General features: G+C 42.1%; 13 protein-coding genes and 1 riboswitch. All 13 genes read left to right on the top strand.

Going from position 1 to position 13,302, the window contains the following annotated elements; translation table 11 throughout:
* Positions 1 to 144: 144 nt before the first annotated feature.
* The 13 genes from D469_RS0102960 to D469_RS0102900 all read left to right on the top strand — a co-directional run bounded on the left by D469_RS0102960 (position 145) and on the right by D469_RS0102900 (position 13,239).
* On the top strand, positions 145 to 1,386 hold the full coding sequence (locus D469_RS0102960) for an MFS transporter (RefSeq protein WP_018921876.1): 1,242 nt from the start codon (positions 145 to 147) through the stop codon (positions 1,384 to 1,386).
* An 86-nt stretch (positions 1,387 to 1,472) separates the two neighbouring features.
* A riboswitch (SAM riboswitch) is annotated at positions 1,473 to 1,584 on the top strand.
* Positions 1,585 to 1,854: 270 nt separating this feature from the next.
* A complete protein-coding gene (locus D469_RS0102955) occupies positions 1,855 to 2,865 on the top strand; it encodes a methionine ABC transporter ATP-binding protein (protein WP_018921875.1) in 1,011 nt (336 codons plus the stop codon).
* Complete coding sequence (locus D469_RS0102950) at positions 2,865 to 3,533, top strand: methionine ABC transporter permease (RefSeq protein ID WP_018921874.1); 669 nt, start codon at positions 2,865 to 2,867, stop codon at positions 3,531 to 3,533. Before D469_RS0102955 ends, D469_RS0102950 begins: the two co-directional genes overlap by 1 nt.
* A gap of 22 nt (positions 3,534 to 3,555) precedes the next feature.
* Entirely contained in the window at positions 3,556 to 4,392 is an 837-nt protein-coding gene (locus D469_RS0102945; protein WP_018921873.1) for a MetQ/NlpA family ABC transporter substrate-binding protein, read from the top strand.
* 125 nt (positions 4,393 to 4,517) lie between these two features.
* The gene (locus D469_RS0102940; RefSeq protein WP_018921872.1) at positions 4,518 to 4,892 is read left to right on the top strand and encodes a carboxymuconolactone decarboxylase family protein; all 375 of its coding nucleotides are present in this window, start codon (positions 4,518 to 4,520) and stop codon (positions 4,890 to 4,892) included.
* Positions 4,893 to 5,128: 236 nt separating this feature from the next.
* Positions 5,129 to 5,275 carry a YuzK family famiily protein gene (locus tag D469_RS22830; protein WP_018921871.1) on the top strand — a complete coding sequence of 49 codons (147 nt, stop codon included), beginning with the start codon at positions 5,129 to 5,131 and terminating at the stop codon, positions 5,273 to 5,275.
* 676 nt (positions 5,276 to 5,951) lie between these two features.
* On the top strand, positions 5,952 to 6,743 hold the full coding sequence (gene sufC, locus D469_RS0102930) for a Fe-S cluster assembly ATPase SufC (RefSeq protein WP_018921870.1): 792 nt from the start codon (positions 5,952 to 5,954) through the stop codon (positions 6,741 to 6,743).
* 18 nt (positions 6,744 to 6,761) lie between these two features.
* On the top strand, positions 6,762 to 8,072 hold the full coding sequence (gene sufD / locus D469_RS0102925; RefSeq protein ID WP_018921869.1) for a Fe-S cluster assembly protein SufD: 1,311 nt from the start codon (positions 6,762 to 6,764) through the stop codon (positions 8,070 to 8,072).
* On the top strand, positions 8,072 to 9,295 hold the full coding sequence (locus D469_RS0102920) for a cysteine desulfurase (protein WP_018921868.1): 1,224 nt from the start codon (positions 8,072 to 8,074) through the stop codon (positions 9,293 to 9,295). The genes sufD and D469_RS0102920 overlap by 1 nt, the downstream gene beginning before the upstream one ends.
* The gene (sufU, locus tag D469_RS0102915; RefSeq protein ID WP_018921867.1) at positions 9,282 to 9,743 is read left to right on the top strand and encodes a Fe-S cluster assembly sulfur transfer protein SufU; all 462 of its coding nucleotides are present in this window, start codon (positions 9,282 to 9,284) and stop codon (positions 9,741 to 9,743) included. The genes D469_RS0102920 and sufU overlap by 14 nt, the downstream gene beginning before the upstream one ends.
* Before the next feature lie 98 nt (positions 9,744 to 9,841).
* Positions 9,842 to 11,239: a Fe-S cluster assembly protein SufB gene (sufB, locus tag D469_RS0102910; protein ID WP_018921866.1), complete on the top strand. Its 1,398-nt coding sequence runs from the start codon at positions 9,842 to 9,844 to the stop codon at positions 11,237 to 11,239.
* 285 nt (positions 11,240 to 11,524) lie between these two features.
* Positions 11,525 to 12,388: a DUF72 domain-containing protein gene (locus D469_RS0102905; protein WP_018921865.1), complete on the top strand. Its 864-nt coding sequence runs from the start codon at positions 11,525 to 11,527 to the stop codon at positions 12,386 to 12,388.
* Positions 12,389 to 12,414: 26 nt separating this feature from the next.
* On the top strand, positions 12,415 to 13,239 hold the full coding sequence (locus tag D469_RS0102900; RefSeq protein WP_018921864.1) for a sulfite exporter TauE/SafE family protein: 825 nt from the start codon (positions 12,415 to 12,417) through the stop codon (positions 13,237 to 13,239).
* Positions 13,240 to 13,302: the final 63 nt, after the last annotated feature.

Raw genomic sequence — 13,302 nt, 5'->3', positions numbered from 1 at the left:
CATTCGCTTTTTTGATGTATAGGAACCTTTCACTGGCAAAAAGTAGCTTAAGCCAAGCATATTTTCCCTTTCCAAATCCTCACTTTTTGATTATGATATTTAGGGTGTCGAAAAAATTGCTGGCAAGTGAAAGGGATACATGCCATGGTTCGAATTGCTGCTGAATGGAAATCTCAATTTAAAACATACAACAAGAACGTTAGACTCTTCCTGTTTGCTTCGCTTCTTTCAAACATTGGAATGGGCGTTTTTCTTGTTATCTATAATTATTACGTGCGTGAGCTTGGTTATACCGATGATGTGAATGGACGGGTCATAGCGATGCAAGCAACCGCAACAGCCCTGGCTTTACTACCAGCCGGGCTATTAAGTGATCGCATTGGCCGTAAGAAAATTATTATTAGCGGTGCTTTATGTTTAGCTGTAAGCCTCTTTGCCCGTTCTTTATTTGTCCCGGAAAACGCGCTTTTATCGATGGCTTTTTTGACGGGGATAGGTATGGCTGCTATTCAAGTGGCTGCCATTCCTCTGCTTGCTGAAAATTCTACAGAAGCTCAGCGTGTTCATTTGTTCAGCTTTAATTTTGCCTTGAACATGGTCGCCAACGTGATTGGTAATGCGCTCGGAGGTACGTTTAGTGACGTTTTCCAGTGGACGTTTGCTTTTTCTTCGTTGGAAAGCATTCGAGTTACACTGCTTATAGGGGCTGCATTAAGTTTTTCTGCCCTCTTTCCAGTCCTGCGTATTAAAGAAGAACGAAAAGTGAAACAAGAAAAAGCAGGCGTGAGCGGTTGGAAAAAACTACTTACTACTCATCGTTCAGGTTTGAAGTTAATCGGCTTATTTGCTGTTGCCCAGCTTTTAATTGGGTTTGGCTCAGGGCTTGTTATTCCATATTTAAACCTGTATTTTACCGATCGATTTGACATCACCTATTCTGCTGTAGGCATAATTCTAGCTGCTGGCCAGGCTATGACGGCAGTAGCTTTTATGCTCGGGCCAGCAGTGGTGGGGAAGGTTGGCGAAGTAAAAGCTGTCGTTATTCTCCAATTAAGTTCTCTTCCTTTTCTTTTAGTGACAGCTTTTACAGAGAATCTCTGGTTGGCTGTTATTGGTTTTCTTTTCCGTCAGGCTCTAATGAATGCAGGAAACCCCATCCAAATGTCTCTTATGATGCGAAAAGTAGATGATTCGATAAAAGGACTTGCGAATTCAGTAGGGCAGATGGTCTTTCAGCTTGGCTGGGCAGTGATGGGACCGGTGTCGACTACAATCGTGGTCATGTACGGAGCATATACGGGCTGGGCCCTTGTTTTTAGCATGACTTGTGTACTCTATTTAATTGGTTCAATTTACTTTTATTTGGTATTTATTAAACGGAGTTAATCTAGCGGCTATTTGAATTGACAGGATGAAGTGCGCGTGCTATGATTTTCTCTGTCCTAATAAAGAAGATTACAATCATATATATGCTCTTATCACGAGAGGTGGAGGGACTGGGCCCTATGAAACCCGGCAACCGTTAGTTTGACTAAAATGGTGCCAATTCCTGCAAAGTTTCTACAAGACTTTGAAAGATGAGAGAAAGGAATTGCCTTTCTGCTCTTTTGCCAGGAAGGCTTTTCATTTCATTAAAGCTTGGGGCCCGCCAGGTTTTTCTTTCCGCACCAAAGTATACTTAATAGGTAGGGATAGTAAACTTTACCACTTCTCTGCAAGAGTCAAGTTATATAAAGGAGCTTCTTTATGCAAGGCAGCCCCTTTTCTAATTTCATCGTCTATCCCAATGGATAGAATTGAGGAAAGCAAAAGAGCCTAATTAGATTATTTTTATACAGAACGGCGGTGAACATCATGATTCGTTTAAAACAACTATCGAAAATCTTTCAAACTTCAAATCAAGAGGTAACAGCCGTCGATGATGTAGATTTGCATATCGAGGCAGGAGAGATTTTTGGAGTGATTGGATACAGCGGTGCTGGTAAAAGTACGCTCGTCCGCTTATTGAATCTGCTTGAAGCTCCGACGGCAGGCACAGTGGAAGTGGCAGGGTATGATATGCAAGCACTGGATAACAGCTCGCTGCGCGAGGCACGGCAAGAAATTAGTATGATTTTTCAACATTTCAACTTGCTTTGGTCACGCACGGTTTACAGCAATATTGCGCTTCCGCTTGAAATTGCCGGGGTCCCTAAAAGCGAACGCAAGAAACGAGTTGAAGAACTAATTCAGCTGGTTGGGTTAGCGGGTAGAGAACAGGCGTATCCTTCACAGTTAAGTGGCGGCCAAAAGCAAAGAGTTGGCATCGCCAGGGCATTGGCTAACCGGCCAAAGGTCTTGCTTTGTGATGAAGCTACATCAGCTCTTGATCCGAAAACGACAGATTCGATCTTAGATCTGCTTGTAGATATCAATCAAAAGCTAGGCCTTACAATTGTAATGATCACTCATGAAATGCACGTAATTCGCAAGATCTGCCACCGGGTTGCGGTGATGGAAGCGGGTCGAGTGGTTGAGGAAGGCAATGTCCTTCAGGTGTTTCAACAGCCGGAACAAGAAATGACGAAGGAATTTGTCAAACAGATTGCTGCTCCGGATGAAGAAGCCGTGCAGCAAGTTATCGAATCTGCGAATGCCCCTGTGATGAAATTGACATTTACCGGTACCCGTGCTGGCGAACCCGTCGTTTCAGATTGGATTCGTGAAGTGCAAGTTGATGTGAATATTTTACACGGGAAACTGACTCATACCACAGAAGGAAGTTTCGGAACGTTATATGTGGCTGTGGGAGCAAATGAGGACCAACTGAGTCATAGCCTTTCTTTTCTAAATGGACGCGGCGTGTTTACGGAGGTGATGGCCTGATGCTAGAGACAATCTTTCCGAACGTAAACTGGGAAACGATGTGGGAGGCTACACTAGAAACCATTTACATGACGGCTATTGCTGGCGTCTTGACGTTTCTTTTTGGTATTTTGCTCGGTCTTCTTTTGTTTTTAACCTCAAAAGGGCATTTGTGGGAAAACAAAGGGGTCCATTCCATAATCGCAGCTTATGTGAATATTACTCGCTCCATTCCTTTTATTATATTAATCATTCTGCTGATTCCGTTGACCGGTATTATTGTTGGTACGATCTTGGGGCCGTCCGCTGCCCTCCCAGCTTTAATCGTTGGAGCAGCCCCGTTTTATGCAAGATTAGTTGAAATTGGGCTAAGAGAAGTGGATAGTGGAGTGATTGAAGCTGCTCAATCGATGGGAGCAAGGCATCGAGACATTATTTTAAAGGTGCTTTTGCCAGAATCTATGCCTGCTTTGTTATCGGGCATTACTGTAACTTCTATTGCGCTAGTTAGTTATACAGCTATGGCTGGAGTGATTGGTGCAGGCGGACTAGGCGACCTTGCTTACAGAGATGGCTTTCAACGCAATAATTTAGATATTACCGTAACAGCAACGGTTATTATTTTATTGATTGTTTTTGTTTTACAGTGGATGGGCGACAGGTTGACTTATAAATTTGATAAACGTTAATTAACTAGAGGAGGAATATAAAATGAAGAAATTAGCACTGCTTGCAACAACAGGAACTGCTGCCTTGGTGTTGGCAGCTTGTGGAACAGATGGAGAAGAATCAGGTGGAGAAGGCGAAGAGACTCAAACATTAACGGTTGGGGCTTCGAACGTTCCGCATGCTGAAATTCTTGAATATGCAGAGGACGCACTTGAAGAGGAAGGCATTGAGTTGGAAATTGAAACGTTTAACGATTATGTTCTTCCTAATGAGTATCTAGCCGAAGGGGAACTAGATGCAAACTATTTTCAACATATTCCTTATTTAGAGGACCAAATTGAGGAACACGGCTATGAGTTTGAACATGCAGGTGGTATTCACATTGAACCAATTGGTGTATACAGCCAAGAATACGATTCACTTGATGAGCTTCCAGACGGTGCTGAAATTATTATGAGTGATTCAGTGGCAGACCATGGCCGCATTCTTACCTTGTTAGAAGAAGAAGGGCTAATCACCTTAGCTGAAGGTGTAGATGTGGATGCTACAGTTGATGATATTGAAGAAAACCCACGTGACTTGGAATTTCAAGCAAATGTAGAAGCAGCGGTACTTCCAACTGCGTATGAACAAGGCGAAGGAGATGCTGTTCTCATCAATTCAAACTACGCGATTGATTATGATCTAAATCCGATGGAAGATGCGATTGCTACAGAATCAACTGAATTGGACAACCCGCACGTAAATGTCATTGCAGTGCCAGCAGGCGATGAGGACAACGAAGAGATTCAAACACTCGTTGAGGTGCTGCGCTCTGAGGACGTTCAAGATTTCATTGTTGAAGAGTATGAAAACGCCGTAGTACCTGTAAGTGAATAAATAAGTAGCCTGCAGTTCTTGGGCAAAAGTCGACCGGATATTCTCGGTCGGCTTTTCTTTTGCTTACATACTTTTCTTTGTATTGTTTCATGCTATGAGTAATGCTGTGTGAGGAGGAGACGTTAATGACAAACGATCAACAAGGTCAATCTTTTGTGGAAGAAGCATTGCACGATTATAAGGAAGGCATGGGAGATTTGGAGCATAAGATGCCAAAGCTTGCTAAACAGTACAAAGCGTTTACGGATGAATGCTTCAAAGAAGGTAAGCTTTCCAAAAAGACTAAACAGTTGATTGCCTTGGCAGTAAGCATCGAGGCTCAAGATGAATATTGTATGATTTATCACACCAAAGGAAGTCTTGATGAAGGCTGTTCAGAGGACGAGTTGCTAGAAACAATTGGCGTGGCAAGTGCGTTTGGGGGCGGAGCTGCAATGAGTCAGGCCGTGACCGTGGTTCAGGAAGCAATGCAAACGTTTGGAGGAAATCAATCTCATTAAATGCGAATAAACGTTCTTGTTTGCAATGAAATCTAAAGTATGTAAGAGAATATGCCAGAAATCGTCACTCTCATATCTAACAATGATGTGCAGGGTAATTCTTTCCTTATTGTCAGAAAATTTAACAACAAACCCTTTTTGTCTGAAAAAATTCAACGTGCTAAAGTAGAGCATGTAAAATAAACTGAAAGGGTTGATTTTCTATCCATAGGATTGAATCGACGGTAACTGGTGAAATGGAAAAAGCAATGCACCAAGCACACGGAATTGGTTTTGCGGTATACGATCAATGCTTAGCTACTCGCTTGCACGTGGAACGTAGCCGAGAAAAAGAATACTATGCAAGCTGTCAGCTAGCAGCAGAGTTTCAAAACCGCCCGTAACATTAATAGGAACGATTGTTTAATATAAGAAAGAATAATAGTGTGAGGCCATGTCTGCCAAATTTCAGACATGGTTTCTTTTATTTGTTTCGGCAAAGCAGGTTCATGAGGTGGTTTGTAAGCAGCTTTGCAGTTTTAGCAGAGTATGTGAGGCTGAAACACACCAATAGATTGATTTTAAAACGGAACTGTGCCATTCGCCTGCAAAGGAACCACCGTTAAACAAAACACAAATACGAGTGCATACATCCCAGCCACCTTCCCTGTAAGGCCTTTAGCCTTTCAAATTATAATTACTTCATAAGCAAACGACTCATGAGAAAAAGAATTCGTATTTGAACAAACTGGTTATAAAAGCTTAAAATAGAAAAAGATAGTGACGAAGTTCAACAAACTGGACAGAATAAGTACTTTCAGGGAAAATGGGTAGGGCATATATTTTTGCCCTTTGTAGTAATGTCTGTCGCAAGGAAGATCTATCATTGGCGGACGGCTTGAACTCACATTGGATTTGTTTTAAAATAAGAATGAGAATAGATTGAGAATGGAACCGTGCGTCAATAAACTGATGCACAGTGAAACAGTGGATTCTCGAATGCGACACTATAAGAGAAGCTTGTTTTATTTCGTAAGCTGGAGATGAGCTTTTCTAAACGAATAAATGGAGGTATGGATTATGTCAGCACCAAATTTGAAGATTGAGAACTTACACGTAGAGATCGACGGTACAGAAATTATCAAAGGGTTTAACCTTGAGATTAATGGCGGTGAAATTCACGCCATTATGGGACCGAATGGGACAGGGAAATCCACCCTTGCTTCAGCTATTATGGGCCATCCAAAATACGAGATCACTAAAGGGTCTGTCCATTTAGATGGTAAAGATGTATTGGAAATGGAAGTGGATGAGCGTGCCCAGGCAGGTTTATTCTTGGCCATGCAATATCCATCCGAAATCAGCGGTGTGACAAATGCTGACTTCATGCGTTCTGCGATCAATGCAAAACGTGAAGAAGGCAATGAAATTTCTCTTATGAAGTTTATTCGTAAAATGGAAGAAAAAATGGAGACGCTTGAAATGGACCAAGCCTTCTCCCAACGTTATTTGAACGAAGGCTTTTCCGGTGGAGAAAAGAAGCGCAATGAAATCTTGCAGCTGCTTATGATGGAACCAAAGATCGCAGTGCTAGATGAAATTGATTCTGGTTTAGATATTGACGCATTGAAAGTTGTTTCTACAGGTATCAATGACTTGCGCGGTCCTGAGTTTGGCGGTCTTATCATCACGCACTATCAGCGCCTGTTAAACTACATTACTCCAGACAAAGTCCACGTTATGATGCAAGGGCGCATCGTGAAATCTGGTGATGCTGAACTTGCTAAGCGCCTTGAAACTGAAGGTTACGAGTGGATTAAAGAAGAACTTGGCATAGAAGATGAGCGTGTAGGGCAACAACAACAAGCGTAGTGTAGGAGGGTGTAAAACATGTCTGTAGAAACAAACGTATCGATTGATGCGAATGCATTAGAGGAATATTCGAAAAAAAGAAATGAACCTGAATGGTTATTAAATAAACGTCTTAACGCAGCAAAACAGATTGATCAGCTAGAGTTACCAAAGCCGGACAAAACAAACATTTCAAAATGGGATTTTTCCACGTTTGAATATGATGCTGGTGAGGTTCCTGCCATTCAAAATCTGAATGAATTGCATGAAGATGTGCAAAAGTTGGTTGATACAAGTTCTGAGGAACAAAACTTGCTGGTTTTTCAAGATGGCCAGCCGATCTATAGCCAAGTGAGTGCAAAGCTTGAAGAGCAAGGGGTTATCTTTACTGATCTTGCTACTGCTGTAAGTGAGCATAGCGACTTGGTGAAGAAGTACTTTATGGGAGCGGCTTTTGAAGATATAGAGCATAAGCTCACAGCTCTTCATCTTGCCTTTTTAAACGGCGGCACATTTGTCTACATTCCTAAAAATACGGAAGTAGAAGCTCCACTGCAAACAGTAAACTGGCAGAAAGATCCTAAGCTCGGCCTGGTCAATCATGTAATTGTGGTGGCTGAAGCTAATAGTAAAGCGACCTTCTTGGAAAACTATGCGTCTTTTGAAAAGGAAGAAAAGGCTGTATCGAACGTGCTGACTGAAGTCTACGTAGGCGATGGCGCTCATCTTTCTTTTGGGGCCGTAGATAATTTTGAAGAAGGTATGCTCACTTACGTTAACCGCCGCGGCCATGTAGCCAAAGACGGAAAATTAGAGTGGGCCTTGGGCCAAATGAATGAGGGGTCAACTGTATCAGAAAATATGACCTATCTTGTTGGCGATGGTTCTTATGCTGATACGAAGACTGTCTCTATCGGACGCAATCAACAGACGCAAAACTTTACGACAGATATCGTTCATTATGGCAAACACTCAGAAGGCTACATTTTAAAGCACGGGGTTATGAAAGATCGAGCTACTTCTATTTTCAATGGAATCACAAAGATTGAAAAAAATGCCACAAAATCTCATGGCGAACAGACGGAGCGTGTACTCATGTTAAGTGAAAAAGCACGAGGAGACGCAAACCCGATTTTGCTTATTGATGAAGATGATGTAACAGCAGGCCATGCTGCCTCTGTTGGTCAAATTGACCCGATGCAGATGTTTTATATGATGAGCCGTGGTATTCCTCGTGTGGAAGCAGAACGCCTTATCATCCACGGTTTCTTAGAGCCGGTGGTTGGTGAGCTTCCAATTCAGGCGGTTAAAGATCAACTTTCTGCGTTAATTGAAAGGAAAGTACTTTAATGGATATTAAAAACGTGAAGGACATGTTTCCCGTTTTAGACCAAGAAGTAAACGGTCATCCTCTTGTTTACCTTGACAGTGCAGCGACTTCCCAAAAGCCGCTGCCTGTTATTGAAGCATTGGGGGATTATTACCGCCGCTATAACTCAAATGTTCACCGGGGTGTGCACACATTAGGAACTATGGCAACTGAAGGCTATGAAGGCACACGGGAAAAAGTCAAAACGTTTATTGGAGCAAAGCGCTCTGAGGAAATTATATTTACACGAGGGACAACGACTGCTTTGAATATGGTGGCCAATAGTTATGGACGTGCCAATCTTTCTGAAGGCGATGAAATCGTCCTAACCCAGATGGAACACCATTCAAATATTATCCCGTGGCAGCAGGTGGCAAAAGCAACCGGAGCCAAGCTCCATTACATTCCAATGCAAAATGATGGTACAATAACAGTGGAAGATGCAAGAAACACCATTACTGATAAAACAAAAATTGTTGCTATGGGGCATGTTTCTAACGTACTCGGAACGGTTAACCCCATTAAAGAAGTTACAGCCATTGCACATGAGCACAACGCGGTAACAGTAGTAGATGGCGCGCAAAGTGTTCCTCATATGAAAGTGGATATGCAGGACCTTAATTGCGACTTTTATGCTTTTTCTGCTCACAAAATGTGCGGCCCAACAGGTATTGGTGTTCTGTATGGAAAGAAAAAACATTTAAAGCAGATGGAACCGTTTGAATTTGGCGGCGAAATGATTGATTTTGTTGATCTATATGAATCGACCTGGAAAGAGCTGCCGTGGAAATTTGAGGGGGGAACCCCTATAATAGCAGGAGCAATAGGTCTTGGAGCGGCTATTGACTTTCTTGAAGATATAGGTATGGATAATATCACTGCTCATGAAACGAAGCTTACAAATTACGCATTGGAACGCTTTAGTGAACTTGAGGGATTAGAAGTGTTCGGTCCAGAAAAGCGTGCCGGGCTGATTACATTTAATAGTGAGGAAGTCCACCCTCATGACCTGGCTACCGTATTAGATGCAGATGGAATTGCTGTTAGAGCAGGCCATCACTGTGCGCAGCCGTTGATGAAATGGTTGAACGTTACAGCGACAGCACGAGCCAGCTTTTATTTATATAATACTGAAGAAGATATTGACAAGTTAGTCAATGGTCTTAGTAAAGCAAAGGAGTATTTTGGTGATGTCTTCGCATAGTGACTTGGATACCCTGTATCGGCAAGTGATCATGGATCATTATAAGAATCCGCGTAACCGCGGAGAAGCTGAGAGCGGAACTGTAACTGTTAATATGAATAATCCTACATGTGGAGATCGCATTCAGTTGCAGATGCACGTAGAAGATGACACGATTCAAGATGCAAAATTTGTTGGAGAAGGGTGTTCCATCAGCTTATCTTCCGCTTCGATGATGACGGAGGCTGTAAAAGGCCGCCCCGTAGGAGAAGCCCTTGAAATCGCCGAGGTTTTCTCAGACATGATGCAAGGAAAAGATTATGACGACGAGAAGTATGACTTAGGAGACATTGAAGCGCTGCAGGGCGTTACGAAATTCCCGGCTCGGATTAAGTGTGCAACTTTATCATGGAAAGCGATGGAAAAGGGACTCGGAGAAGATGTGGAAGAAGACGAGGACGAAGATTAATACGTCTTCTTAGTAAAATGTAAGAGATGAAGTAAGAGAGAACTCAGCCATTGGTATCGTGCAGATTGTTCCTCAACCATTATTAAGGAGGTTATCACATGGCTAAACAAATGCCGGATATTGGCGAATATAAATATGGTTTTCATGATAAAGATGTTTCCATTTATCGTTCAGATCGTGGCTTGACGCCAGAGATTGTAAAAGACATTTCGAAAATGAAAGAAGAACCGGAATGGATGTTGGAATTCCGCTTAAAAGCGCTTGATAAATTTTATGAGATGCCGATGCCGCAGTGGGGCGGTGACTTATCCGGACTTCACTTTGATGATATTACGTACTACGTAAAGCCATCAGAGCGTTCGGAAAAGTCCTGGGATGAAGTCCCAGAAGAAATTAAGAACACCTTTGATAAACTAGGGATTCCAGAAGCGGAACAAAAATATCTTGCTGGTGTTTCTGCGCAGTATGAATCAGAAGTGGTTTACCACAACATGCAAGAAGACCTGGAAGATCAAGGGATTATCTTTAAAGATACAGACACCGCGCTTAAAGAGGATGAAGAGATTTTCCGTAAGCATTTTGCTACGGTTATTCCTCCGGCCGACAATAAGTTTGCGGCCTTAAACTCTGCGGTATGGTCCGGCGGTTCTTTCATTTATGTGCCGAAGGGTGTAAAAGTTGATACGCCGTTGCAGGCTTATTTCCGTATTAATTCGGAGAACATGGGCCAATTTGAACGTACGTTAATTATCGCCGATGAGGGAAGCTCGGTACACTATGTGGAAGGTTGTACTGCTCCTGTGTACGGTACGGACTCTCTCCACAGTGCGGTAGTTGAGATCATCACGAAAAAAGATGCGTACACGCGTTATACAACGATCCAGAACTGGGCGCCAAACATTTACAACCTTGTGACAAAGCGTTCGACTGCAGATGAAAATGCAACGGTAGAATGGGTAGATGGAAATATCGGTTCCAAAGTTACCATGAAATATCCATCTATTATCATGAAAGGCCAAAATGCAAAAGGTAATATTCTTTCCATTGCCATTGCAGGTAAAGGTCAGCACCAGGACGCAGGTGCGAAAGCAATCCATCTTGCGCCAAACTGCTCATCGACGATCGTATCGAAGTCGATTTCAAAACAAGGTGGAAAAGTAACGTATCGTGGTATTGCTCATTTCGGCCGCAAAGCTGAAGGATCGAAGTCAAAGATTGAGTGTGACACACTTATCATGGACCAAGAGTCTACTTCAGACACGATCCCATATAATGAAATTCTTAATAACAATATTACCCTTGAACACGAAGCAACTGTTTCAAAGGTATCCGAAGAACAGCTCTTTTACCTTATGAGCCGCGGTATTTCTGAAGAAGAGGCAACAGAGATGATTGTAATGGGCTTCATCGAGCCATTTACAAAAGAATTGCCAATGGAATATGCCGTAGAAATGAATCGTCTTATCCGTTTCGAAATGGAAGGATCTATCGGTTAATTTTAAAGCTGAAATGGAATGCATTATGGAAAGCGAACTCTTGCGGGAGTTCGCTTTCTCTCATTCGAATTTATTTACATAATTGGTAGCACAGTAAGGAAGTAAAGCTTTTTACTCTCATTTTAGTATTGCTGAGAAAGGCCTCACAGCTGTAAGTAGACCCTGAATTTTTTAGTATAAGGTTATTTCTCTTATTAATGAGGGAAAGTAGTGAGTATACTTTTTACTAACGAATTAAATTTCAACTTTATCTGAAAAGCTGTTACTGTAATAAGGAGAGAGTTCATGATATACGTTGGATTGACGGGATGGGGAGATCATGATTCAATTTATCCTGCCGGAACGAAAGCAGGTAATAAACTAGAAGCATATAGCAGCCACTTTCCAACCGTTGAAGTGGATTCATCATTCTATGCTATCCAGTCACAAAGCACTTTCGAAAAATGGATCAAGCAAACCCCTTCCCGTTTCTCATTTATAGTTAAAGCCTATCAAGGCATGACGGGACACCAACGAGGAGAGATTCCCTACGTTTCAAAACAAGAAATGTACGAATCGTTTAAAGACTCCCTCCTCCCACTTATAGAAGCAGACCGATTAGCGATGATTTTGTGTCAATTTCCTCCCTGGTTTGATTGTAAAAAAGAACATGTAGATGTCCTGCGATTCATGAGAGAGCAGTTGAGAGAATATCCACTTGCGCTAGAATTCAGGAATCGTAGTTGGTTTAACGCTCAGAACTACGAGCGAACCCTTGCTTTTATGAAAAAGGAAGGATGGATTCATACCATCGTGGATGAACCACAAATCGGGGAAGGCTCGGTGCCAACTGTTTTGCATCCCACTCATCCTAATACGACCTTAATTCGGCTTCATGGGAGAAATAAAGAAGCTTGGAGTAAACCTGCATCAGGGGAGAAATGGAGAGAAATACGCTACTTATATGACTATAATGAAACTGAAACACAAGAGTGGATAAAGAACGTAAAGGAGTTAGAAGCCGAAGGGCAGAATGTGTATGTTATATTTAACAACAATTCAGGAGGCCATGCTGCTCCAAACGCTAAAACATTCTTAAAAAAAGCGAATATCTCTTATGAAAACCTAAACCCTCGACAATTGAATTTATTTGATGGGGAGGATCCATAAGGAAAGACCGGGAAGGAAAAAAGGAAATGGAATGGATATTACTGATTTTCATTGGTCTTGCAGCAGGTATGTTAGGAAGTCTGCTTGGTCTGGGCGGTGGCATTATTATAGTGCCAGCTCTTATGATGTTGAGAGCATATACAGAGTTATTGTCAGGGATCACGCCTCAACTAGCCGTAGGCGTTTCGCTTGTCATTATGGTATTTACGGGCCTTTCTTCAACGTTAGCTTACATAAAGCAGAAGAAAGTTGATTTTATAGCTGCTTGGATCTTTTTTGCCGGGAGTGGGCCTGGGGCTTTAATAGGAGTATACTTAAATCAAGGGTTGGAAGTAGAGCCCTTTCTTATTTATTTTGGGTTGTTCATGATTGTTGTATCATTTGTATTATTGATTCGGCATTTGCTTCGCCCATTGAAAGTATCTAAAAATGGCATACGGCGTTCATATATCAATACGTTAAATGAACATGTGGAATATGGTTTTTCGCCAGTGATTGGAATAGCGATTGCCTTTTTTGTTGGCATGCTTTCCGGCCTGTTTGGTATAGGCGGCGGTTCGTTAATGGTGCCTGCCATGATCTTGCTTTTTGGCTTTCCACCCCATTTAGCTGTGGCGACTTCCATGTTTATGATTTTATTGTCGGCAATCGTAAGTTCTGTCTCCCATATTATTCTTGGGAATGTAGAATGGCTATATGTACTTGCACTTGTGCCTGGCGCATGGTTTGGCGCAAAACTTGGAGCTATTATTAATGAGCAGTTGAAAAGTGATAAACTCATTTTTCTGTTGCGAATCTTTTTGATCATTGCCGGGATCCGTCTAATTTGGCAAGGTTTGACTGGGAGCTAAATCCAAAAAGTTGTTGAATGTTGTCAATTATCACGTTTCATCAGCGCCAAAAGCCTCCACGGA

The sequence above is a fragment of the Salsuginibacillus kocurii DSM 18087 genome, assembly GCF_000377705.1.
Taxonomy (GTDB): Bacteria; Bacillota; Bacilli; order Bacillales; family Marinococcaceae; genus Salsuginibacillus; species Salsuginibacillus kocurii.
Note: the sequence above shows the minus strand (reverse complement) of the source record. Positions and strands in the feature narration are given on the sequence as shown.

Bases quoted from the DNA above. Each gene is read 5' to 3' on its own strand.
- D469_RS0102900 (WP_018921864.1), top strand. From the start codon at position 12,415: ATGGAATGGATATTACTGATTTTCATTGGTCTTGCAGCAGGTATGTTA.
- sufC (WP_018921870.1), top strand. From the start codon at position 5,952: ATGTCAGCACCAAATTTGAAGATTGAGAACTTACACGTAGAGATCGAC.
- D469_RS0102920 (WP_018921868.1), top strand. From the start codon at position 8,072: ATGGATATTAAAAACGTGAAGGACATGTTTCCCGTTTTAGACCAAGAA.
- D469_RS0102945 (WP_018921873.1), top strand. From the start codon at position 3,556: ATGAAGAAATTAGCACTGCTTGCAACAACAGGAACTGCTGCCTTGGTG.
- D469_RS0102960 (WP_018921876.1), top strand. From the start codon at position 145: ATGGTTCGAATTGCTGCTGAATGGAAATCTCAATTTAAAACATACAAC.
- D469_RS0102950 (WP_018921874.1), top strand. From the start codon at position 2,865: ATGCTAGAGACAATCTTTCCGAACGTAAACTGGGAAACGATGTGGGAG.
- D469_RS0102905 (WP_018921865.1), top strand. From the start codon at position 11,525: ATGATATACGTTGGATTGACGGGATGGGGAGATCATGATTCAATTTAT.
- D469_RS0102955 (WP_018921875.1), top strand. From the start codon at position 1,855: ATGATTCGTTTAAAACAACTATCGAAAATCTTTCAAACTTCAAATCAA.
- sufU (WP_018921867.1), top strand. From the start codon at position 9,282: ATGTCTTCGCATAGTGACTTGGATACCCTGTATCGGCAAGTGATCATG.
- sufD (WP_018921869.1), top strand. From the start codon at position 6,762: ATGTCTGTAGAAACAAACGTATCGATTGATGCGAATGCATTAGAGGAA.
- sufB (WP_018921866.1), top strand. From the start codon at position 9,842: ATGGCTAAACAAATGCCGGATATTGGCGAATATAAATATGGTTTTCAT.
- D469_RS22830 (WP_018921871.1), top strand. From the start codon at position 5,129: ATGGAAAAAGCAATGCACCAAGCACACGGAATTGGTTTTGCGGTATAC.
- D469_RS0102940 (WP_018921872.1), top strand. From the start codon at position 4,518: ATGACAAACGATCAACAAGGTCAATCTTTTGTGGAAGAAGCATTGCAC.